This is a genomic window from Kitasatospora sp. NPDC086009 (assembly GCF_044540385.1).
Classification (GTDB): domain Bacteria; phylum Actinomycetota; class Actinomycetes; order Streptomycetales; family Streptomycetaceae; genus Kitasatospora.
This window is the reverse complement of the sequence record NZ_JBITSA010000005.1, coordinates 309,977-331,937: the sequence shown is the minus strand read 5'-3', so window position 1 is coordinate 331,937 and position 21,961 is coordinate 309,977. Positions and strand designations below refer to the sequence as shown.

The following is a 21,961-nucleotide window of genomic DNA, read 5'->3' as shown; positions in this document are numbered from 1 at the left end:
CACATGCCTCGTCAAGGGTTGTTCACGACCCGGGCGGGGCGGTCCGACGGTTCGTCAACTATCTTCCGCCACAAGCCGTCCCGGTGGCGGTCTTGAGGGCCGCCCCGACGGCGGGTTCGGACCGGGGCCGGACCGGGGGCGACGGCGGTCGGGGGCGGCTGCGCGGGCGGCGGCGGGAGGGATGACAGGTGCAGTCAAGTTGTCTGTACAGCTCGGGGTTCTCTGTCCGTCATCGAAACGCCATCGAACCGGTCCACTTCCGTTGATCTCGGACGCCTATACATAACGGGTCTGGGCCGAAACGGAGGCCCAGCATCCGTGATCAAGGAGCCGTCCCCCGATGATTCCGATGCCCGAACTGTCGCGCCGCACCCTGCTCGGCGGCGCGGCGGCGGCCGCCGTGCTGTCCGCCCTCCCGCTCAGCGTGCGTGAGGCGCTCGCCGCGCCGGCCCGCCCCGGCAAGCTGGCGGACATCCAGCACGTCGTGGTGTTCATGCAGGAGAACCGCGCGTTCGACCACTACTTCGGTACGCTCCCCGGCGTGCGCGGCTTCGGCGACCGGACGGCGGTGCGCGGGGTCAACGGGCGCTCGGTGTTCCACCAGCCCGACCCGGGGCGCAAGGAGGGCCACCTGCTGCCGTTCCCGATGAACGCGGCCCACACCAACGCCTACCAGCAGGGCGCCCCGGCGTTCGGCTTCGTCGACTCGATGAACGCCTGGAACGACGGCCGCGCCGACGGTTCGGTCACCCGCCGCTCCGGCGGCTGGCTCGGCCAGGGCTACTACGAGCCCGCCGACATGCCCTTCTACAACGCGCTCGCCTCGGTCTTCACGACCTGTGACGCCTACTACGCGTCGGTGCAGTGCAACACCAACACCAACCGCGAGCACCTGATGACCGGGACCAGCGGCGGCACAGTGCGGGACACCCCGGTGACCGACAACACCGAGATCCCCGGCGGCTACGAGTGGACCACCTACGCCGAGCGGCTGCAGAAGGCCGGGATCAGCTGGAAGACCTACCAGGCGCTGGACAACTTCGACGACAACGCGCTCGCCTGGTTCACCCCCTTCGTCAAGGCCAAGCCGGGCGAGCCGCTCTACGAGCGCGGCCTGCGCGCGGTCGGTGACCCGGCGAAGAAGGACGACCCCTTCGCGATGGGCGACGCCCTCGTTGAGGCGTTCACCGCCGACGTCCAGGCCGACCGGCTGCCGCAGGTCTCCTGGCTGGTCGCGCCCGCCGCGCTCTCCGAGCACGCCAACTACGCCCCGCCGAACGGCGAGCACCTGACGGCCCGGCTGCTCGCCGCGCTCGCCGCTAAGCCGGAGGTGTGGGAGAAGACCGTCTTCATCCTCAACTACGACGAGCACGGCGGCTTCTTCGACCACCAGCTGCCGCCCGTCCCGCCGCTGGCCGCCGGGCGCGGCAAGTCGACCGTCTCGGTCGACGGCGAGGTCGTGGTCCGGGTCTCCAAGGGCGGCTCGACCTACCACCGGGTGGTCGGTCAGGACGGCAAGTACCGGGTGAAGGCCGCCGACGGCTCGCTCTCCTGGTCCGACACCCTGCCCGCTGGCGAGACCCTGGTCTCCGGCCCGTACCCGATGGGCCTGGGCGTGCGCGTCCCGATGATCGTCGTCTCGCCGTGGACGCGCGGCGGCGTGGTCGACTCCACGGTCTACGACCACACCTCGGTGCTGCGCCTGCTGGAGCAGCGCTTCGGAATCGAGGAGCCCAACATCAGCCCGTGGCGCAGAGCCGTGACCGGCGACCTCACCAACGTCTTCGACTTCTCCGGGCGCAACCCGGTCTGGCCGCAGCTGCCCGACACCAGCGGCAACCGGCAGAAGGTCGTCGACACCGGCAAGCTGCCCGCGCCCACGGTGCCCGATCCGCAGGCCTTCCCGCAGCAGCAGCGCGGCACCCGCACCGCCCGGATCAGCCCGTACGACCTGCTGGTCAAGCCGAAGCTCAAGGGCGACGAGCTGACCGTCGACTTCATCAACCAGGGCCGCCAGGCCGCCGTCTTCGCCGTCTACCCGGCGCCCGGCACCGCGCCGCGCCACTACACCGTGGGCGCCAAGAGCCGCCTCTCCGACGTCTGGACGGTCGGCCCCGAGGGCTACGACCTGCGGGTGCACGGCCCGAACGGCGCGCTCTGGCACCTGCGCGGGGACGCCGCCTCGGCGTACGAGATCTCGCTCTCCGAAGAGCAGAACGGCAAGGTGCTGGAGGTCGACGTGATCAACCGCACCCGCACCGCCCAGACCTTCCTGGTCGGCGACCTGGCCTACGGCGACGGGCTGCGCGAGGTGCGGGTCGCGGCGGGTGACGACCGGACCGTCAATGTCAAGGTCGGCCCGGAGGGCTGGTACGACGTCGCGGTGGGCGTCCGCGGCGAGCTCGGCTTCCGCCGCCGGATCGCCGGGCGCTTCCCGTGGGACGGCGACCACCTGGTGACCGACCCGGCGATGGGCCTCGCCGACCCGCTGGCCTTGGACGTCACGCTCAAGGCCGCGTCCACCACGATCGACGAGGCGATCCTGCTGCCCGGCCGTCCGGCCCGGGTCGCCGCCCGGTTCACCGCGACCGCCGCGCTGACCGCGATCGAGGTCCAGCCGGTCGTGCCGGCCGGCTGGACGGTCACCGCCGTCACCCCGCCGCCCGCCTCGCTCGCCGCCGGTGCCACCGCGATCGCCGAGTGGGACGTCACCCCGCCCGCCGTGCTGCCGGACGGCGCCACCCACCGGATCCTGGTCACCGCCCGCGCGGCGGCCGGCAGCCGCTTCGCGATCGCCGACGGCGAGATCGCGGCGCGCACCGCCCCCGTGATGGCCGGTCACCTGCTCGGCGAGGACTTCGAGTCGCTGGCCGGCTCCCTCCAGCCGCTGGCCGGCGTGCTCGGCTGGACGCCGCAGGCGCCGCAGGGCTGGTCGGTGGTGAACGCGCCGGCCATGCCGCAGGGCACCACCCGACTCCAGGGCTGGACGTTCCACACCAAGCGCGCCTGGTCCACCCCGGCCGGGCAGGACCGCGGCAACTTCAGCCGCGGCCTGGGCATCCTCGCGGTCGCCGACCCGGACGACTGGGACGACACCGGTTCGCCGTCCCGCAAGGGGGTCTTCGACTCCACCCTGGTCTCGCCCGCCGTCCAGCTGCCGGCCGGCGCGAGCACCCTCCACCTCGCCTTCGACTCGCACTACCGGCAGGAGGCCCCGCAGAAGGCGGCCGTCACCGCCGTCTTCGACAACGGCACCGAGACCCGGCTGGTCTACTACAGCAGCGACCCGACCGGTAACGACAACGCCGGCAAGGACGTCCAGAACGCCTTCGTCACCAAGCAGTTCGCCGTTCCGGCGGGTGCCCGCTCGGTGACCCTGAAGTTCCGGATGTACGACGCCGGCAACAACTGGTTCTGGGCCGTCGACCACGTCCGCCTCGACACCAAGCCGATCACGGGCTGACCCGGTAGATCCTGCTCGCGGCCCGCGTACCCCAAGGGGGTGCGCGGGCCGTTCGGTCGGGCCGGGGGCTTGTCGTCGGGCATCGGGTCGGGTCGGCGGGTCGGTGCGGCGGGTCGGGTCGCCGAGTCGGGGTGGCGGATTTCGGCCGGGCGCGCGCGTCCGGCCGGGTGTTGTCGGACCTCTCTGGTGTCGTAGGAGGGCGAACGCCGCCGCCCGGTCACCACGACAGCACGGAGGACACCATGACGACCACGTCGGACGATTCGACCTCCTCGCTGCCCGGGCGCCCGCCCGTGGTCGACCTGGCGACCTGGCAGGCCGCCCGGGACGAGCTGCTGGTCCGGGAGAAGGCCCACACCCGCGAGGCCGACGCCATCGCCGCGGCCCGGCGACGGCTGCCGATGGTGGAGCTCGACGGGACGGTCGAGCTCGTCGGCCCCGACGGCCCCGTCCCGTTCCCGGACCTGTTCCAGGGCCGCGACGAACTCGTGGCCTACCAGCACATGTGGACCCGCCCGGGAGCGACCCCGGAGGAGACCCTCGGCCGACACGGCCACCACTGACGGCGGTGGGACTTCCGGCCCGCAGGCGCCGCGAACCGCCCAGCCTTCCTCCCGGACCCACGGGCCGTCCACGAACCTCGCTCACCGACCTCGCCCACCGACGTCGCCCACCGACTCAGGGAGATCCGCGCTATGAACTCTCGTCTGCTCCGGCTGACCGGCGCCGCCACCGCCGTCTACGGCCTCGCCGTGACCCGCCGACCCGCCCTGCTGGCCGCCCCCTCCGGACTGACCGCCGCCGACGGCTCGCTGCCGCGCTCCACCGCGGCCTGTCTGCGCCCGCTCGCCTTCCGGGACGCCGCCTGCGGCCTGGCGATGGCCTTCGCACCCGACGACTCCGCGCTGCGCGCGGCCACCCTGGTGCGCATCGCCTCCGACCTGGGCGATGCCGCCCTGCTGGCCACCGCGCTGCCGGAGCGCCGGCACCGGGTGATGGCGGTGGCCGTCTCCGTCGGCTGGGGTGCGCTCTCGGTGGCCGGGCTGCTCGGGGGGAGTCGGAAGCAACCGTCGGGCCGCCATACCTCTTGATGGCCAAGTCTCTCAATCATCGAGAGATATGATGCGGAGGTCCGTCACCTGCCCCCGCCCGAAGGGCGCTCCGCGATGCGCACCGGTCCAGCCGCTCCCCGCCCCGCCTCCCGGCGTCGAACCAGACTGCTGGTTCCGCTCGTCCTGCTGGCCGTCTGGCTCGGCCTGGGCGGCGCCTTCGGCTCCTACGCCGGGAAGCTCTCCGAGGTGGCCACCAACGACCGGGCCGCCTTCCTGCCCCGCAGCGCCGAGTCCACCGAGGTGGCCCGGCTCGGGGAGGACTTCCGGACGGCGGCCACGCTCCCGGTGATCGTCGTCTGGGAGAGTCGCACCGGAGCGGTCGGCGAGGCCCAGCGCGCCGCCGCCGGCCGGGCGCTGCAGGAGGCCTCGGCCGTCCCCGGTGCCACCGGCCGGGTGTCGCCCGCCGTGCCGTCCGAGGACGGCCGGGCGCTCCAGGGCGTCGTCCAGCTCCGCTCCGACCTCGGCCGGCAGACCGGGGACAGCGTCCGCGCCGTCCGCGAACTCGCCGACCAGGTCCCGGACACCACCGTCGGCCTGGCCGGTCCGGCGGCGGTCGCGGCCGACCTCGGCGGTGCCTTCGCCGGCATCGACGGACTGCTGCTCGGCGTGGCCCTCGGCGTGGTGCTGCTGATCCTGCTCGCCGTCTACCGCAGCCTGCTGCTGCCGCTGCTGGTGATCCTCGGCGCGGTGTTCGCCCTCGGAGTCTCCTGCGCGCTGGTCTACCTGCTCGCCGACCACGGCCTGGTCCGGGTGGACGGCCAGGTGCAGGGTTTGCTGTCGATCCTGGTGATCGGCGCGGCCACCGACTACGGACTGCTGCTCTCCGCCCGCTTCCGCGAGGAACTGCACCTCCACGGTGACCGGTTCGCGGCGATGCGCACCGCCTGGCGGCAGTCCGTCGAGCCGATCGCGGCCTCCGGGACGACGGTCGCCCTCGGCCTGCTCGTCCTGCTGCTCTCCGACCTCACCAACAACCGGGCGCTCGGCCCGGTCGGCGCGATCGGCATCGGCTGCGCGGTGCTCTCCGCGCTGACCTTCCTGCCGGCCGCGCTCGTCCTGCTCGGCCGCGCCGCCTACTGGCCGGCCCGGCCGGCTGCCGACGGGCGCGCCCCGGTGAACGCCGTCTGGCAGCGGGTGGCCGCCCTGGTCGGGAGCCGGCCGCGGGTCACCTGGGCCGCCGGCCTGGCCGTGCTCGCCGCGCTGGCCGCCTTCGCGCCGACCCTGGACTCGGGCGGCGTCCCGCAGAGCGAACTCTTCATCAAGGCCCAGCCCTCGGCGGCCGGGCAGGCGCTGCTCTCGAAGCACTTCCCCGGCGGCGCCGGCAATCCGGCCGTGGTGATCGCCGCCGCCGGGCGGGCCGAGGCGGTCGCCGCCGCGGCAGCCGTCCCCGGGGTGGCCGGTGTCCGTCCGTACACCGGCGGTGCGCCCGGCGGTGCCCCGGCGGAGGTGGACGGGCGGGTCCGGCTGGACGTCACGCTCGCCGACCCGGCCGACAGCGACGCGGCCATCGCCACCGTCCGGAGCCTGCGGCAGGCCGTGCACGCGGTGCCGGGCGGGGACGCGCTGGTCGGCGGCTACACCGCGCAGCAGTACGACACCCGGATCACGGCGGAGCGCGACCGGGCACTGATCATGCCGGTCGTGCTGCTCTGCATCCTCGCCGTGCTCGTGGTGCTGCTGCGCTCGCTGCTCGCTCCGCTGCTGCTCGCCGGTACCGTCGCGCTGTCCTACCTCGCCACGCTCGGCGTCAGCGCGGTGGTGTTCGACCACGTCTTCGGCTTCTCCGCCATCGACCCCTCCGTGCCGCTGTACGGGTACGTGTTCCTGGTCGCGCTGGGGGTGGACTACAACATCTTCCTGATGACCAGGGTCCGTGAGGAGACGATGCGGGTCGGCACCCGGGAGGGGGTGCTGCGCGGGCTGACGGCCACCGGCGGAGTGATCACCTCGGCCGGGGTGGTGCTGGCCGCGACCTTCGCCGCGCTGGGTGTGATCCCGCTGGCCTTCATGGCCCAGATCGCGTTCATCGTCGCCTTCGGCGTGCTGCTGGACACCCTGCTGGTGCGCTCGCTGCTGGTGCCCGCGCTGGTCCGGGACCTGGGCGAGCGGGTCTGGTGGCCGGCCCGGCCGGGTCGCACGGCGGTCGGTACGGCGGCGCCCGAGCCGGTCGGCGAGCCCGCCCGAGGGTGCCCGGCCGGTTAGGCTGAACGGGTAACAGCGGGTGGAACACCGTAGGCGACCGGAGCGGATGACCTTGTCGGAGCAGGACCCGAGCACGCCCCCGCCCGCCCCGGCACCGTCCGCCGCCCCGGTACCGTCCGCCGCCCCGGCGCCTGCGGACCCGTCCGCGACCGTACCCTCCGACACCCCGGCGCTCGGCCGGCTCCTCCAGGCCCTCGCCTCCGAGATGAACCTGCTCGGGCACGGCTTCGCCGCCGCCAGCGGGCTGCACGCCACCGACGTCCAGGCGCTGCTCGCCGTGATGCGGGCCGAGCCCGGCCGGGGCGGGATCACCCCCGGCCGGCTCGGCGAGGAGCTGGCCCTCACCTCGGGGGCGGTCACCGCCGTACTGGACCGGCTGGAGCGGGCCGGACACATCCGCCGGACCAGGGACGCCGCCGACCGCCGGCAGGTCCTGGTGCACTACCTGCCCGGTGCCGGGCGGATGGCCGCCGAGTGGTTCGCGCCGGTGGCCCGGCGCACCGAGGCGGTGCGCGGCGAGTTCACCCCGGTGGAGCTGGCGGCGGTGGCCCGCTTCCTCGGCCGGATGACCACCGAGCTGGAGGACCTGCGCCACTCGCGCCGACCCGCGTAACCCGCGCCGACCCGCGCTGACCCGCGCTGATCCGCGCTGACCCGCGCGCCACCGCTGACGTGGGCTGACGGCCGGACGCCCGTCAGCCCGTCAGCCCGTTCCGCCGGGCGATCAGGGCCGCCAGGCCGTCCAGGATGCGCTCCAGGCCGAACTCCAGTGCCCGGTCACGCCCGTCCCGCACGGCCATCGCCGCCGCGAGCGCCGGGAAGCGGTCGGCGTGCTCCTGGACCAGCCCGCCGACGACGGCCAGCAGCCGGGACTCCGGCTCCCCGCCCGGTCCGGCCGCGCGCGCCTGTGCGGTGATGCTGCGGACGTGGCCGGCCAGCAGGACGGCGGTGTCCATCCGCTCCGGCCCGGTCAGTCCGGTGCCGTCGAGGGCGGCCACCACCCGCTCCAGCCAGCCGAGTTCCTTCGGGCCGAGCACCCGCGGGCCGACGGTGGCGTCGATCAGCCAGGGGTGCGCGCCGAAGGTGGTAGCCAACTGGCCCGCCCAGGAGTGGAGTTCGGCACGCCAGGCGGGCGAGGCGCCCGCCAGCTCCCGGTTCGCCGCCGGGGCCCCCGGTGCGGCCCCGGCCGGTTCGTCGATCGCCGTCTCGACCATCAGGGCCACCAGTTCGGCCTTGCCCGGCACATAGCGGTAGAGCGCCATCTTGGTGTAGTCGAGCAGGCCGGCCACCCGCTGCATGGAGACGGCGCCCAGTCCCTCCGCGTCCGCGATCCCGATCCCGGCCCGGGCGATCCGGTCCAGGCTGAGCGCCGGTTTGGGCCCGCGGGTCGGCTTCGGGGGCGGCCCCCAGAGCAGCCGTGCCGTCGCCTCGGCCCCGTCGCCGGATGTGCTGCTCAAGCTCCCGCTCCCGTCCCGTTCCGGGTCGGCCCTTGCCGAACCTACCTAACTGTGTCTACCGTACACAGCAGCAATCAGTGTCTAGTAGACACAGTTTCTCGGCTCTCCCGGACGGAGTGGTTCACATGGGTACCAAAGTCCTCATCTCGGGCGCGAGCATCGCCGGCCCGGCACTGGCGTACTGGCTCGGGCAGTACGGCTTCGAGCCCACCGTCGTCGAGCTGGCTCCCGCCCTGCGCGGCGGCGGCCAGGCCGTCGACTTCCGCGGCGACGCGCACCTGACGGTGCTGCAACGGATGGGCCTGCTCGACGAGTTGCGCCGGATCGACACCGGTGGCAGCCCGATGGACTTCGTCGACCGGCACGGTCGGCGCCGGCTCCACCTGCCGGCGGACTTCGCCGGTGGCGAGGTCGAGGTGCCGCGCGGCGAACTGGCCCGGCTGCTCCACCGGCACAGCCTGCCGTCCACCGAGTACGTCTTCGGCGACACGGTGACCGCGCTGGAGGAGACGCCCGACGGCGTCCGGGTGGAGTTCCGCCACGGGTCGCCGCGCGAGTTCGGCCTGGTGGTCGGCGCGGACGGTCTGCACTCCACCGTCCGCCGGCTGGCCTTCGGCCCCGAACAGCGCTTCGTCCGCCACCTCGGCTACTACGCCGCCACCTGGCAACTGCCCAACTACCTGGGTCTGCAGCCCGGTTCGGTCGGCCTCAACGTGCCCGGGCGGCTCGCCGCGGTCGGCGCGGACCACCGGGACCGGACCCGGGCCGGCGCCTTCTTCCTGTTCGCCTCACCCGAGCTGCCCTACGACCGGCACGACCAGGAGCAGCAGAAGGCGCTGCTCGCGGACGCCTTCGCGGGTCTCGGCTGGGAGGTGCCACGACTGCTGGAGAGTCTGCGCGAGGCCCCGGAGCTGTACTTCGACTCGATCAGCCGGGCGGACGTCCCCGCCTGGTCCGCCGGCCGGATCGCCCTGGTCGGGGACGCCGCCTGCGGCGCGACCATCGGCGGCATGGGCACCGGTACCGCGATGGTCGCCGCGTACGTCCTGGCCGGCGAACTCGCCCGCGCCCGGGGCGACCACCGCACCGCCTTCACCCGGTACGAGGACGCCGTGCGCGGCTACGCCGAGGGCTGCCAGCGGGGCGGCGACCGGACCGGGCCCTTCCTGGCGCCGGGCACGGCGGCCGGACTCCGGCTGCGCGACGGACTGTTGGGCCGGCGCTGGGTCCTGAACCGGATGCTGGAGCTGGGCCGGAAGGTCAGCAGCACGATCGCCCTGCCCGACTACCAGACCGAGTTCGCCACCCGCTGATCCTCGGCGGCCCCCTCGTGCGGGGCGGCCGCGGCGCCGGACGGGTCGCCGGGCGCCGGTCCCTTCGACCGTGCGGCGTGTCCCATCCGGTAGCCGATCCCGCGGACGGTGATGATCCACCGGCTGGAGCCGAGCTTCGCGCGCAGGGTGCTCACATGGGTGTCGATGGTGCGGCTGGCCTGCCCCCAGTCGCTGCCCCACACCTTCGCCATCAACTCCTTTCGCGAGACCACGGTCTCGGAGTTGGCGGCGAGGATGTAGAGCAGCTCGAACTCCTTCGACGTCACCTCGATCAGCCGGTCGCGCAGGCGCACTTCGCGGGTCCGCGGATCGATGTGCAGCGGGAGCAGCGAGATGGCCTCGGGCGCCGCCGGCCCGGAGCGGCGGGAGGACCGGCGGAGCACCGCGTCGATGCGGGCCCCCATCTCCCGGAAGCCCCAGGTCTGGGCGACGCAGTCGTCGGCTCCCGCCTTCAGGGCGAGCACCCGCTCCAACTCGTCGTCGCGACGGGTGAAGGCGATCAGTGGGACGTCGCTCTCGGTCCGCAGGCTCCGGCACACCTCGATGCCGTCGACGTCCGGCAGTTCCAGCGAGAGCAGCACCAGATCGGCCTCGCGGTACGTGCGGAGGGCCTGTGCGCCGGTGCCCACGCTGCGGGCGACGAAGCCCTGCCGGCGCAGGTCGCGCACCATCGATTCGGCGGAGCTGATCTCCCGTTCCACCACGAGTACGGTCCTCATCTTCCCTGCTCCTCCTCCGGACGCCACGCCCCTCCGTGCCCACCCTCGTCCGCTCCCCGGGTCGCGGCCCTGGGCGTCGTTCGCACAACAAAAGTACCGCTTGGCACGGCAACCAGGCGGAACCCGGCCGACCGGCCGGATATCCGCTCCGACCTGCGGAGACACGCTGTGGAAATGCTCCCGGCACAGATCCGGCGAGGCTGCCCGCCCGGCCGGCGGCCGGCGGCCGCGGGCGTACCCGAAGTCCTTCGGCCGCTGGTCAGCGGGCTGTGGGCGGGCGGGCGGCGGCTCCGGCCCGGGCGGGTACGGACGGCAGCCCCGGCGCTCGTGTCAACAGCTCATGAAATCTGCCGCGACACCCGGAACTTGGGCCGCACGGCGCGACACGGCGGGGAGCGGGAGGCAGTCGGGCACGGCGGGTACGGCGGGTACGGCGGGTACGCGGAGAGGCGGAGAGGCGAGCGAAGAGGCCGGGGGAACGCCGGAAGCCACCGAAGGCCCGGGGGTCAGGTTGCCTTCGGTGGCCGTTCCGGGGAGGGCGGGATCACTGGACCCCGCCCGGTCGCGCTCCAGGAGGCCTGCGAGCCTGGGAGCCTACGAGCCCTGGGGCGTGGGCCGCTTGGCGGGGAAGCCGTGGCTGCGGGCCACCAGGACCACCACGAGCACCGGCAGCAGGAGCAGCAGCACCGTCCAGGGGAAGGAGTCGCTGCCGCTCACGTCGAGCAGGACACCGCCGATGATGCCGCCGGCGGCCATCGCGACGTTCCACAGCGTCACGAGCATGGTCTGGGCCGCGTCGGCCTGGTCACCGCCCGCGTCGGCCACCGCCGTCTGCAGCAGGGTCGGAATGCCGCCCCAGCCCAGACCCCACAGGGCGGCCGCGATGTACACCAGGGCCGTGGTGTCGGCGAGCACCGCGAGCAGCAGCGCGGCCACCGCGACGAGCAGGGTGCTGGCGACGGTGAGCGCGCGCAGCTTGGCGTGGATCTGCGAGCCGACGATCCAGATGCTCGCGAGCGAGGCGCCGCCGAAGACCAGCAGCACCAGGTCGGTGCTGTCGCCCAGGCCGTGGTCGTCGAGGAAGGTGGCGATGTAGGCGTACAGCACGGTGTGCGCCAGGACGAAGACCAGCGTCACGAAGAGCACGGGGGTCACCCCGGGCACCTTCAGCGCCCGCAGCATCTTCGGCCGCTCGCCGGCCTGCTGGCCGGGGTAGTCGGGGACGGTGGCGGAGATCCACACCAGCAGCAGGACGGTGAGACCGGTCATCACGAAGAACGGCACGCGCCAGTCGGTCTGGGTGCCGAGGAAGGTGCCGGCCGGGACGCCGAGCGAGAGCGCGACCGGGATGCCGGCCATCGCGATGGCGATCGCCTTGCCCTGGAGTGCCACGGGAGCCATCCGCCGTGCGTAGCCGGCGAGCAGAGCCCAGGCCAGACCGGCGGCGACACCGGCGACGAACCGCGCGACCATCGTCAGCCCGTAGATCGACGACACCGCCGTGACGGTGTTGGCCACGGCGAAGCCCGCCATGGCCGTCAGGAGCAGCCGCTTGCGCCGCCAGCCGGCGGTGGCCGAGGCGAGCGGGATCGCGGTCAGGGCGGTGCCGATCGCGTAGATCGTGACGGTCTGGCCGGTCGCGGACTCGCTCACCGCGAGGTCCGAGCTCATCGAGGGGAGCAGGCCGGCGGGGAGGGTCTCGGTGAGGCTGGTGATGAAGACGGCGGTGGCGAGGGCGATCAGGGCGAGCAGCGGAAGCTTCTGCGGTTCCTCGCCCCCCGCCGCCGCGGGGGGCGAGGAGCGGGTCTCCGTGCCGGGAGCGTCGGTGATGTCGGGTGAGGTGCTCATGGGGCGTGCTCCGGATGTTCCAGGGGACGGGGCGGACGGGTGGTGCGAAGAGGAGGTCGTGGGGCGGGCCAGGCGTGGCCCAGCCCGCCGTCGACGGGGAGCCGGGCGCCGGTGGTGAAGGTCGCGTCGGTGGCCAGGAAGAGCGCGGCGCGGGCGACCTCCTCGGCGGAGCCGAGCCGGCCGAGCGGTGGCAGCGCCGGGCCGCCCGCGGGCGCCGCCTCGATGCAGCCGGGGGCCACCGCGTTGACCCGGATGCCGCGCGAGACCAGTTCGGCGGCGAGCGCCCGCACGGCGTCGGAGGGCGGCGCCGGGGCGGTGAGCACCACCGCGCCGCCGTCCCGGAGGTACGGCAGCAGCGGGCGGACCCCCGCCACGGCATCGGCGAACAGGAGGTCGGTGTCGTCGAGACCGGTACCGCCGTCCTCGGCGCGTTCGACGACGGTGGCGGTGGAGCCCAGCTCGGCCCTGGCCCGGGCGCGTTCCCCGGCGGTGCGGGCGGCCAGCAGGACCAGCGCCCCGCCCTCCACCAGGCGTTTGGCGATGGCCAGGCCGATGTCGGTGTCCTGGCCGAGGACGACGGCCCGGCGGCCCGCGTACCTGGTCATGTCGGTCACTCCTTCCCGCCGCTCGGCGACTCGGTGGTTCCGACCCTGCCCGAGGGCCCTTCCGGGCCGCTGCGGATCCGCTGTGGATCCGCTGAGGGTGCGCTGACGGCCGGCTGACGGCCCGTCGAAGATCCCCCCGGGCCGGTCCGGCGCCACCGGGGCGCGGTACGGTGACCGACATGCGGTTTGGGGTACTGGGACCACTCGTGGTGTGGGGCGACGACGGCGAGGAGATCACCGTCCCCGAGGTCAAGGTCCGGGGACTCCTCGCCGACCTGCTGGCGCACGGCGGCGGACCGGTCTCCGCCGACCGCCTCATCCAGGACCTGTGGGGCGACGAACCGCCCGGGAAACCCGAGGGCGCGCTCCAGGGCAAGGTCTCCCAGCTGCGCCGGGTGCTCGGCCGGGAGCGGGTGCTGCGCCAGGGCGCGGGCTACCGCCTCCGGCTGGACCGCGGCGCCGGCGAGCTGGACGCCGACCGCTTCGGCGCCCTGGTGGCCGACGCAGGTGGCGTCCGCGACCCGCGCGCCCGGGCGGAACTCCTGACCGAGGCCCTCGACCTGTGGCGGGGGCCGGCGTACGCGGACTTCGCCGACGAGGACTTCGTCCGGTCGGCGGCGTGCCGCCTCGCCGAGCAGCGGCTCGCCGTCCTGGAGGACCAGGCCGAGGCGCGGCTCCTCGCCGGTGACCACGCGCTGCTCGCCGGCGAGCTCGCCGCGCTCGTCGCCGGGCACCCGCTGCGCGAGCGGCTGCGTGCCGTCCAGATGCGCGCCCTCTACCTCGCGGGCCGTCAGAGCGAGGCGCTCGCGAGCTACGAGGACCTCCGCGCCCGACTCGCCGAGGAGCTGGGCGTCGACCCGGCCCCCGCGCTGACCACCCTCCACCGGGCCGTCCTGCGCCAGGACCCCGGCCTGGACCCCGGCCTGGACCCCGGCCCGGGCACCGCGCGGGCCGGTTCGGCACCGGCCGCCGCCGCCTCGCCCGCCCCGCCCGTAGCCCCCGCCGCCGCGACGCCCGCCCCGCCCGTGGCCCCCGCCCCGCCCGCCGGCGAACACCCCAACCTGCCGGTCCCGCTGACCCGCCTGATCGGACGGGACGCGGCCGTCACCCAGGTGTCCCGGCTCCTGGACGACACCCGCCTGGTGACCCTGGCCGGCGCCGGCGGCGTCGGCAAGACCCGGCTGGCCGTCGCGGCCGCCGCCGCCGTGGCCGCGCGGGAGCCGGCCGGGAACCGCCCCGACGGGATCTGGCTGGTGGAGTTCGCGGGGGTCCGCGGCGGCACCGCCGCCGACCTGGCCCAGGTCGTCGCCACCACGCTCGGCGTCCGGGACGACGCCCCCGCGCCGCCGGGCACGGGCGGCGGGGCGGGGCCCGCCTCGCCCGTCCACCGGCTCGCCACGGCGCTGCGGGACCGCCGCACCCTGCTGGTCCTGGACAACTGCGAGCACGTCGTCGACGCGGCGGCGGAACTCGCCGAGCTGCTCCTGCGCACCGCACCGGACCTGCGGGTGCTGGCCACCAGCCAGGAGCCGCTGGGCCTGACGGGCGAGGCGGTGTTCCTCGTCGAGCCGCTGCCGACCGACGACGCCGTGCGGCTGTTCAGCGAGCGCGCCGCCGCCCACGACCCCGGCTTCCCCCGCGACCCGGACGGCGGCGACCTCGCCGACCGCGAGGCCGTCGCCGAGATCTGCCGCCGGCTGGACGGCATCCCGCTCGCCCTGGAACTCGCCGCCACCCGCGTGCGCACCCTGGGGGTCCGGGAGCTGGCGACCCGGCTGGGCGACCGGTTCCGGCTCCTGAGCTCCCGCCGCCGCGGCGCCCCGGCCCGCCAGCAGACCCTGCGCGCGGTGATCGACTGGAGCTGGGAGCTGCTCAGCGCACCCGAACGGATCGTGCTGCGCCGCCTGGCGGTGCACAGCGACGGCTGCGACCTGGACGCCGCGGAGGCCACCTGCGCGGGCGACGGCGTGACCCGCTACGAGGTCCTCGACCTGGTGACACGGCTCGTCGACCGCTCCCTGGTGGTCGTCGTGGACCAGCCCACCGGGCGGCGCTACCGCCTCCTGGAGTCCGTCGCCGCGTACGCCACCGAACGCCTGGACGAGATGGCGGACCTCGCCGCCGTGCGCGGCCGCCACCTGCGCCACTACCTCGCGCTCGCCGAGCGCGCCGAGCCCCGGCTGCGCGGCGCGGACCAGCGGCCCTGGCTCGCCCGGTTGGACGCCGAGGCGGGCAACCTGCGCGCGGCCCTCGACGAGGCGCTGCGCCGGACCGCGGAAGGGGACGGCGACGAGGCGGTCCGGCTGGCCACCGCCCTGGCCTGGTGGTGGCTGCTGCGCGGCCGGCTCACCGAGGGCCGCCGCAGCCTGGCCGCCGCGCTCGCCGCCGCTCCCCGGCCCAGCTCCGAACTCGCGCTCCTGCACGGCGCGTTCGCGCTCCTCACCGGCGACCGCGCGGAGGCGCACGCGCTCGCCTGCACGGTCGCGTCGGCCGGTGCGGTGCCCGACCCGGTGCGCCGCGCCCGGGCCCTGTGGCTCTGCGCGTACGGCCTGTTCAGCGCGGGCGAGGCCGCCGAGGGTGAGGAGCTGAACGCGCGCGCCCTCGCGGTCTTCGCCGATGAGGGCGATCAGTGGGGCACGGCCGCCGCACTCGGTCTGCGGGCCACCCTCGCCCTGGTCCGCGGCGACCTCGCCGGTCTCGGCCGCGACGGTCTGCGCAGTGCCGCGCTCTTCCGCGAACTGGGCGACGGCTGGGGCGAGTTGCAGACGGTCTCACCGCTCGCCGCGCTCGCCGAGATCAAGGGGGAGTACCCGGAGGCGGCCCGCCGCCAGCGTGAAGGGCTGCACATCGCGCGGGAGTTGGGGCTGGAGGCCGAGGTGTCGGCCCGGCTGTCCGGGCTGGGCCGGCTCGCCCTGCTGGCCCACGACTGGGAACGGGGCCGGGAGTTGCACGAACAGGCCCGCCGGATCGCCGCCGAACAGGGCTACAAGTACGGGGAGATCCACTCCGAGATGGGCCTCGCGCTCGGCGCCCGCCGTTCGGGGGACCTGGCCGCCGCCGAGGCCCATCTGGTGCACATCCGCGACGGCTACGCGGAGGTGTCCTCGGAGGCGGGCGACCACCTGCTCCTCGCGGAGCTCGGCTTCGTCGCCGAACTCCGTGGCGACGCCGACCTGGCGGCCGACCGGCACCTGAGCGGTTGGGCGGTCGCCCGCTCCCTCGACGAGCCGCGCGCGCTGGCCCTCTCCCTGGAGGGCCTGGCCGGCGCGGCCGCGGTCGCCGGCCGGGGCGCGGCCGGGCGGCGCGGCGCCGAGTGCGCGGCCCTGCTGCTCGGCGCCGCGGACGCGGCACGCCGGGGTGTGGGGGCCCCGTTGCCGCCCGCCGAGCGCGGCGACACGGACCGGATCGCCGCGGCCGCCGTGGAGGTCCTGGGGGCGGCCGCCTTCGCGGCGGCGTTCGCCCAGGGCGGCCGGCTCACCGCGGTGGAGGCGGTCCGCCGCGGCTGCGAGGCCCTCGGCCGACAGCCGGCGGGCGACCCCGCCGCGGCGCACCGCTGATCAGGCCCGCCGCGGCGCACCCCAGAGCGCACCGGGCCGAGGTCAGACCCGCGCGTACCGGTTCGCCGGCCGCTCCAACCCCAGGTGCCCGCGCAGTGTCGTCGCCGTGTAGGCCGTGCGGAAGGCACCCCGGCGCTGCAACTCCGGTACCAGGGCGCGGGTGATCGCTTCGAGGTCGTGCGGCAGCGCCGCCGGGCGGAGCCGGAAGCCGTCCAGCCCGGCCGAGCGCCAGTCGAGCAGCAGATCGGCCAGAGCGGCCGCGGTGCCGGTGAACACCACGGCGTCCGAGGCGAGTTCGGCGCCTGCCAGCTCGTCCAGCCGGGCCTTGCGGTCGGTGGCGGCCGCCGGACTGTCGTCCAGCAGCACGATCAGGTCCGCGAACCGCCGCAGCGGCCTGGCCCGCAGGTCACGGCCGGTGGCGGCGACGGCCTCGTCGACCTGCGCGAGGATCCGTTCGACGCCGGGGCGGTCGTGCGGGGTGACGAAGACGACGTCCGAGGCGCGGGCCGCGAACTCGTACGGCGTCGAGGCGTGGGCCAGGCTCGCGACCAGCGGCTGGCCCTGCGGCGGGCGCGGGGTGATCGCCGGCCCCCGGACGCTGAAGTGCTCGCCCTCGAAGTCGATGTGGTGCAGCTTGTCGCGGTCGATGAAGCGGCCGGTCGGCACGGACCGGATCTCCGCGTCGTCCTCCCAGCTGTCCCACAGCCGTCGTGCCACCTCGACCACGTCGGCGGCCTCCGCGAAGAGCGGGCGGAGCCGCTTGGCGATCAGCTCGGGGTTGCGGATGTCGTCGTCGGTGAGCTGCGGGGTGGTGCGGCGGCCGAAGTGGGCGGCGTCCGAGGCGCGGGAGGCGATCTGCGGCCGCCAGCCCGCCCGGCCGCGGGCGGCGTGGTCCAGGGTCGCGATGGCGGTCGCGAGGTGGAACGGTTCGGTGTGGGTGACGTTCGTGGTCGGTACCAGGCCGATGCGGTCGGTCAGCGGCGCGAGCAGGGCGGCCAGCAGTACGGCGTCGACGCTGCCCCGGACCCGGTCGGTGCGGTCGTCGGGGCGGTGGAAGGGCTCGGACTGCAGACCGAGGCCGTCCTCCAGGGTGACGAAGTCGAGCAGCCCCCGCTCGGCCTCGGCCACGAGGCCCGCCCAGTAGCCGGGGGTGAACAGCTCCGACGGCCTGGCGTCCGGGGCCCGCCAGGCGGCCGGGTGCCAGCCCGCGCCGTCGAGCGCGACGGCCAGGTGCAGCGGGGAGTCGGACGGGGTGGCAGTCACGAGGTCTCCTTCGGGGAGCCGAGGCCGAGATGGTCGCGGAGCGTCGTTCCGGTGTACTCCTCGCGGAACACGCCCTTCTCCTGGAGGAGCGGAACCACCCGGTCCACGAAGTCGCCCAGGCCGTCGGGCGTCAGGTGCGGTACGAGGACGAATCCGTCGGCCGCCTCGCTCTGCACGAAGCGGTCGATCGTGTCGGCGACGGTCTGCGGGCTGCCGACGAAGTTCTGGCCGCCGTGGACCTCGATCATCAGTTGACGGATGCTCAGCCCGCGCTCCTCGGCGATCTTGCGCCACCGCCGCGCCGTCTCCTCACGGCCCTTGCGGAACACCGAGTGCCCCTTCAGCAGGAGGGCGTCCGGCTCCGGATCGATGTCGGGCAGCGGCCCGTCCGGGTCGTACGCCGAGAGGTCGCGGCCCCAGACGCCCTCCAGGTGGGCGATCGCGGTCTGCGGGCTCACCTGCGCGCGGGTGATCTCGTCCGCGTACGCGGTGGCCTCCTCGTCCGTGTCGGCCACCACGGCGGTCGCGGTGGGCAGGATCTTCAGGTCGTCCGGGCGCCTGCCGTACGCGGCGAGCCGGGACTTCACGTCCCGGTAGAACGCCCGGGCCTCGTCGGGCCGGTTGTACTTGCTGAAGATGACTTCGGCGTCGGAGGCGGCGAACTCCCGGCCCACGTCCGACTCCCCGGCCTGGATGATCACCGGATGGCCCTGCGGGCCGCGCGGGGTGGTGAACCGGCCCGCGATGTCGAAGTGCGTGCCGCGGTGGGCGAAGGTGCCGGCGCCGGGGCGCACGAACCGGCCGGCCGCCGCGTCGGCGGGTACGTCGCCGTCCGCCCAGCTGTCCCACAACTCGCGCGTGGTCTGCAGGAATTCCGCCGCCCTGGTGTAGCGGTCGGCCTCGGCGAGGAAGCCGCCGCGGCGGAAGTTCTCGCCGGTGAAGGCGTCGTAGCTGGTGACCACGTTCCAGGCCGCCCGGCCGCCGCTGAGCAGGTCCAGGCTCGCCAGCTTGCGGGCCACCTCGTAGGGCTCGTTGAAGGTGGTGTTGACGGTCGCGGCGAGCCCGAGCCGGTCGGTGACGGCGGCGAGCGCGGCGAGCACCGTCAGGTTGTCCGGACGGCCCACCACGTCCAAGTCGTAGACCTGGCCCTTGTGTTCGCGCAGCCGCAGCCCTTCGGCCAGGAAGAAGAAGTCGAACTTGCCGCGTTCCGCGGTCCGTGCGAGCCGGATGAAGGAGTCGATCGCGATCTGGCTCTCGGAACGGGGGTCCGACCAGACGGTCACGTTGTGGATGGCCGGCAGTTGCACGGCGAGGTGCACCTGCTTCCTTCCGGCGTGTTCTGCGGCGGCAGGCACGGGGCTTGCTCCTTCGGGGAAGGGCCGGCCCCAGGGAGGCCGGCCGCGTGGCCACGCGTGTGCGGTCCGGTCCACGGGGCGGCTGTGATCACCAGGGTTCACCGAACGGATGTGGCGGACAAGGGGATTCGGGTCAGGGATGTGTGGGGGAGTGTCAAGGAATGTCAATAACGGGAACGGCGTGCAAAGCGCTTGTGAGTGGTCTGTCGCTTAATGTCGGCGGATCTGTCCCCTGTCTCGGCGTTCGGCCTACTGTGCGGCCATGGATCTCTTCTCGCTGCCCAGACTCGGAGTCGTCGTCCCCCCGGAGAACCCCACGGCGGAGCCGGAGTTCAACCGCTTGATCGGTGCCGCCGTGCACGTGTACACCTCCCGCTTCCCCACCACGCCGGGGGTGGAGCTCCGGGAGATGCTGGAGACCTACAACCGGGTCCTTCCCGACACCCTCGACGGTTTCGGCGGCATGCGGCTGGACGCGGCCGTGGTCGCCTGCAGTGCCTCGCACTACCTGCTGGACCCGGCGGGCGACCGCGCCCTGTGCGAGGAGATGTCGAACCGCTCAGGGTTCCCGGTCAGTTCCTCGACGCAGGCGATCCTGGCCGCCTGCGAGGCGCTCGGGGTGAACCGGCTGACCCTGGTCTCGCCCTACCAGCCGTGGCTCACCGCGACCTCCCGCGCCTTCTGGGAGCGGGCCGGGCTCACGGTGGACGGCGTCGTCCTCGTGCCCGCCGGGACGGCCCCGGACGGGTCCGACCACTTCGACCCCTACGAGGTGACCACGGGCCGGATCCGCGAGCGAATACGGGCCCACCAGCAGGAGAACGGGATCCCCGACGACTCCGCGCTGCTGTTCACCGGGACCGGGATGGGGACGCTCGGCGCGCTCGCCGAGCTCGCGCGGGAGGACACCAGCGGGCGCCCGCTGCTCTCCTCGAACCTGGCGTCCGCCTGGTGGGCGCGCCGCGTGACGGGACGGCGGACCGGGTCCGGGACCGCCGGGGACGCGCATCCGCTACTGCGACGCCTGGACGTCCGGGCCCGCTGGGCGGCCTGAGGCACCGTCGGGCGTCGGTGCGCCCGCGGCCGGCGGGCGCACCGGGGGCGGCTGCCGAGGGGGAGGCTCCCGCGGCCGCCCTCACCGCAGCGGAGCGATCCGGGTGCCGCCGTCCAGTACCGCCTCCAGCGTGACGGCGGCCCGGCCGGGCCGCTCGACCGCCAGGGTGTGGTCCGGCGTGGCCCGGTCGGCCGACCAGTCCGGTCCCTTGGCCGTGATCCGGCCGACCCGCCGGCTGCCCGCGGCCAGCAGGAACTCGGTGCCCTGCGGCGAGCGCCACCACGTCCACCCCACCGTGTCCTGTTCGAACCGGCTGCACGCCCGACCCGGCCCGCCGCCCGTGCGCTGCGGGCCCCGGGCGTTCGGCAGCAGCACGGCGGTCGCGGCGCTGCCCTCGCCGTTCCAGCGGTCGGCGCGCAGGCAGACCCAGGACGCCGCGCCCGCGTTCTGCGGCAGCTGCTGCACCGCGAAGGCCCAGAGGTTGAGCTGCTTGACACCGGGGGTGCCGTCCGGAACGGCGCAGCCCGCGCGGGCCCAGGCCAGCAGAGCGTCCTGGCCGACCGCCTCGCGGGGCTGCCGGGCCGGCTGGGTGCGGTCCGGCGGCGGGGTGTAGCTGAGGTGGGCGGGCACCAGCCCGCCGAGGTCGGCCAGCAGGAAGGAGTGCTTCTCGGCGATCGTGGTGGAGGAGCGCAACTGGAGCACGGTGGCGCCCAGACAGTCCGCGAGCGCCCCCGGGGAGCGCGAACCGGGGGTGCTCGCGCCGGGTGCCGCGGCGGTCACGCCGTCCACGCGGTCCAGTGCCCTGGCGGGTACGTCCGGCTGGTCGATCCGGCGGGTGTCGGCCGCGTCGATCCACGGGGCGAGCAGGTAGCGGGCGGTCGCCCCCTGACGGTGCAGCACCACCGCGCCGGCGGTGGTGACGGAGGAGTCGTCGGCACGGGCGAGGTCCAGCCCGCCGCCGGGTCCGTCGGTCCAGCGGGCGAGCCGGCCGCCGTCGTAGAGCACCACCACGGCCGCGCCGTCGACGGTGCCGGCGAACAGCAGCTGGGGCGGGCCCTGCGGCGGGGCGGCCGGGGTGCCCGGCTCGGGCCTGGTCCGCGGGCCGGGGCCCGACCAGGCGGCGAGCGCCCGGCCGAGCAGGGCGGTGTCGTCACGGCGGTCGCCGCGGGCGGGCCAGGCGGAGAAGTCGATCCGGGCGGTGTGCTGCCACTGGTCCGCTGCCACCCGGAGCAGCCGGGCCGGGTCGGGCGCCGTTCCGCCCGGCGGGACGGCGAGCGGACGGACGGGCGCGCCGGCCGGGGCCGGGGCACCGGGGACGGCCAGCGCGGCGGCGGTACCGGTGAGCGCGAGCGCGGCCACCGCGAGCGAGGCACCGAAGGCCCGGCGGCGGCGCAGCAGGTCGGTCGGCTGGACGCGCACCGCGCAGGGGTCGAAGGCCGACAGGCCGTGATCCGGTCCGGCGCAGAGCCGTGCGGCCTCGTCGACGGCCTGCCCGGGGTCGGTCGCACCGGCCTGAAGCAGCACCTCCGCGGCCTGCTCGGGCGTCAGCTCCTCCACGGCGAGCAGCGCGAACGCGGACCGGGCGGGCGCCCCCAGGGCGGCCAGTCCGCGGTCCAGTGCCGCGTCCCGCTCACCGCCGCCGGGGGTGAACAGCCGCAGCCCCCAGACCCGGGGCGTCCGCAGCCGGTCGGCGGGCCGCGGGTGCAGCGCGCCGCGCAGCACCCGCAGGCGCAGGGCGGCGTACAGCGGGTCCTCGTCCGTGCCGGCCGGCTCCCGCAGCCTGCTCCAACGGGACGGCAGGGCCCGCTGGACGGCGGCGTGCGCGGCGAGCACCCGGCTGTGGCGGTCCCGGTCGGCCGGCAGGGCCAGGTACGCGAGCCGGACCAGCCGGCGGTAGTGGCGGACCAGGGTCGCCTCGGCCCGGGCCACCGGACGCGCGCCCGCGCCCCGGGGCGGTGCGCCGCCGTCTATCCGTCCTGCCAAGGCGTTCTC

General features: G+C 75.1%; 14 protein-coding genes and 1 pseudogene. 8 read left to right on the top strand and 7 right to left on the bottom strand.

What is annotated here, in order from left to right:
* Positions 1-340: 340 nt before the first annotated feature.
* From ACIF6L_RS15910 to ACIF6L_RS15890, 5 genes and pseudogenes are all read left to right on the top strand, one after another.
* Positions 341-3,463 carry a phosphocholine-specific phospholipase C gene (locus tag ACIF6L_RS15910; RefSeq protein WP_396487478.1) on the top strand — a complete coding sequence of 1,041 codons (3,123 nt, stop codon included), beginning with the start codon at positions 341-343 and terminating at the stop codon, positions 3,461-3,463.
* A 242-nt stretch (positions 3,464-3,705) separates the two neighbouring features.
* Positions 3,706-3,972, top strand: a pseudogene (locus ACIF6L_RS15905) (DUF899 family protein); the annotation flags it as partial.
* Between the two features lie 186 nt (positions 3,973-4,158).
* Entirely contained in the window at positions 4,159-4,554 is a 396-nt protein-coding gene (locus ACIF6L_RS15900) for a hypothetical protein (RefSeq protein WP_352295246.1), read from the top strand.
* A 75-nt stretch (positions 4,555-4,629) separates the two neighbouring features.
* Positions 4,630-6,777 carry an MMPL family transporter gene (locus ACIF6L_RS15895; protein WP_329491355.1) on the top strand — a complete coding sequence of 716 codons (2,148 nt, stop codon included), beginning with the start codon at positions 4,630-4,632 and terminating at the stop codon, positions 6,775-6,777.
* Positions 6,778-6,823: 46 nt separating this feature from the next.
* On the top strand, positions 6,824-7,390 hold the full coding sequence (locus tag ACIF6L_RS15890) for a MarR family winged helix-turn-helix transcriptional regulator (protein ID WP_359804629.1): 567 nt from the start codon (positions 6,824-6,826) through the stop codon (positions 7,388-7,390).
* 82 nt (positions 7,391-7,472) lie between these two features.
* Here ACIF6L_RS15890 and ACIF6L_RS15885 read toward each other — a convergent pair whose 3' ends face one another.
* Complete coding sequence (locus tag ACIF6L_RS15885) at positions 7,473-8,234, bottom strand: TetR/AcrR family transcriptional regulator (RefSeq protein ID WP_396487475.1); 762 nt, start codon at positions 8,232-8,234, stop codon at positions 7,473-7,475.
* Positions 8,235-8,359: 125 nt separating this feature from the next.
* Between ACIF6L_RS15885 and ACIF6L_RS15880 the strand changes: the two genes are divergently transcribed.
* Positions 8,360-9,547 carry an FAD-dependent monooxygenase gene (locus ACIF6L_RS15880; RefSeq protein ID WP_396487473.1) on the top strand — a complete coding sequence of 396 codons (1,188 nt, stop codon included), beginning with the start codon at positions 8,360-8,362 and terminating at the stop codon, positions 9,545-9,547.
* On the opposite strand, the gene ACIF6L_RS15875 is transcribed toward ACIF6L_RS15880, so the two are convergent.
* The 3 genes from ACIF6L_RS15875 to ACIF6L_RS15865 all read right to left on the bottom strand — a co-directional run bounded on the left by ACIF6L_RS15875 (position 9,520) and on the right by ACIF6L_RS15865 (position 12,740).
* The gene (locus ACIF6L_RS15875) at positions 9,520-10,287 is read right to left on the bottom strand and encodes a response regulator transcription factor (protein ID WP_359804635.1); all 768 of its coding nucleotides are present in this window, start codon (positions 10,285-10,287) and stop codon (positions 9,520-9,522) included. The two genes, ACIF6L_RS15880 and ACIF6L_RS15875, sit on opposite strands and share 28 nt — an antisense overlap.
* 594 nt (positions 10,288-10,881) lie before the next feature.
* A complete protein-coding gene (locus tag ACIF6L_RS15870) occupies positions 10,882-12,135 on the bottom strand; it encodes an MFS transporter (RefSeq protein ID WP_396487471.1) in 1,254 nt (417 codons plus the stop codon).
* Complete coding sequence (locus tag ACIF6L_RS15865; protein WP_396487470.1) at positions 12,132-12,740, bottom strand: SDR family oxidoreductase; 609 nt, start codon at positions 12,738-12,740, stop codon at positions 12,132-12,134. The genes ACIF6L_RS15870 and ACIF6L_RS15865 overlap by 4 nt, the downstream gene beginning before the upstream one ends.
* A gap of 179 nt (positions 12,741-12,919) precedes the next feature.
* On the opposite strand from ACIF6L_RS15865, the gene ACIF6L_RS15860 reads away from it, so the two are divergent.
* Positions 12,920-16,297, top strand: a complete 3,378-nt coding sequence (locus ACIF6L_RS15860; protein ID WP_396487468.1) for an AfsR/SARP family transcriptional regulator — start codon at positions 12,920-12,922, stop codon at positions 16,295-16,297.
* Between the two features lie 42 nt (positions 16,298-16,339).
* Here the strand turns inward: ACIF6L_RS15860 and ACIF6L_RS15855 are convergent, their stop codons facing one another.
* The gene (locus tag ACIF6L_RS15855) at positions 16,340-17,560 is read right to left on the bottom strand and encodes an LLM class flavin-dependent oxidoreductase (RefSeq protein WP_396487466.1); all 1,221 of its coding nucleotides are present in this window, start codon (positions 17,558-17,560) and stop codon (positions 16,340-16,342) included.
* Positions 17,557-18,915, bottom strand: a complete 1,359-nt coding sequence (locus ACIF6L_RS15850; RefSeq protein WP_359804645.1) for an NtaA/DmoA family FMN-dependent monooxygenase — start codon at positions 18,913-18,915, stop codon at positions 17,557-17,559. The genes ACIF6L_RS15855 and ACIF6L_RS15850 overlap by 4 nt, the downstream gene beginning before the upstream one ends.
* A 262-nt stretch (positions 18,916-19,177) precedes the next feature.
* On the opposite strand from ACIF6L_RS15850, the gene ACIF6L_RS15845 reads away from it, so the two are divergent.
* The gene (locus ACIF6L_RS15845) at positions 19,178-19,969 is read left to right on the top strand and encodes an arylmalonate decarboxylase (RefSeq protein WP_329491367.1); all 792 of its coding nucleotides are present in this window, start codon (positions 19,178-19,180) and stop codon (positions 19,967-19,969) included.
* A gap of 81 nt (positions 19,970-20,050) precedes the next feature.
* On the opposite strand, the gene ACIF6L_RS15840 is transcribed toward ACIF6L_RS15845, so the two are convergent.
* Positions 20,051-21,952, bottom strand: a complete 1,902-nt coding sequence (locus ACIF6L_RS15840; RefSeq protein ID WP_396487463.1) for a hypothetical protein — start codon at positions 21,950-21,952, stop codon at positions 20,051-20,053.
* Between the last annotated feature and the right edge of the window lie 9 nt (positions 21,953-21,961).

Excerpts from the sequence above, each read along its gene's own strand:
- ACIF6L_RS15910 (WP_396487478.1), top strand. The coding sequence starts at position 341 with ATGATTCCGATGCCCGAACTGTCGCGCCGCACCCTGCTCGGCGGCGCG.
- ACIF6L_RS15900 (WP_352295246.1), top strand. The coding sequence starts at position 4,159 with ATGAACTCTCGTCTGCTCCGGCTGACCGGCGCCGCCACCGCCGTCTAC.
- ACIF6L_RS15895 (WP_329491355.1), top strand. The coding sequence starts at position 4,630 with ATGCGCACCGGTCCAGCCGCTCCCCGCCCCGCCTCCCGGCGTCGAACC.
- ACIF6L_RS15890 (WP_359804629.1), top strand. The coding sequence starts at position 6,824 with ATGACCTTGTCGGAGCAGGACCCGAGCACGCCCCCGCCCGCCCCGGCA.
- ACIF6L_RS15880 (WP_396487473.1), top strand. The coding sequence starts at position 8,360 with ATGGGTACCAAAGTCCTCATCTCGGGCGCGAGCATCGCCGGCCCGGCA.
- ACIF6L_RS15875 (WP_359804635.1), bottom strand. The coding sequence starts at position 10,287 with ATGAGGACCGTACTCGTGGTGGAACGGGAGATCAGCTCCGCCGAATCG.
- ACIF6L_RS15870 (WP_396487471.1), bottom strand. The coding sequence starts at position 12,135 with ATGAGCACCTCACCCGACATCACCGACGCTCCCGGCACGGAGACCCGC.
- ACIF6L_RS15865 (WP_396487470.1), bottom strand. The coding sequence starts at position 12,740 with ATGACCAGGTACGCGGGCCGCCGGGCCGTCGTCCTCGGCCAGGACACC.
- ACIF6L_RS15860 (WP_396487468.1), top strand. The coding sequence starts at position 12,920 with ATGCGGTTTGGGGTACTGGGACCACTCGTGGTGTGGGGCGACGACGGC.
- ACIF6L_RS15845 (WP_329491367.1), top strand. The coding sequence starts at position 19,178 with ATGGATCTCTTCTCGCTGCCCAGACTCGGAGTCGTCGTCCCCCCGGAG.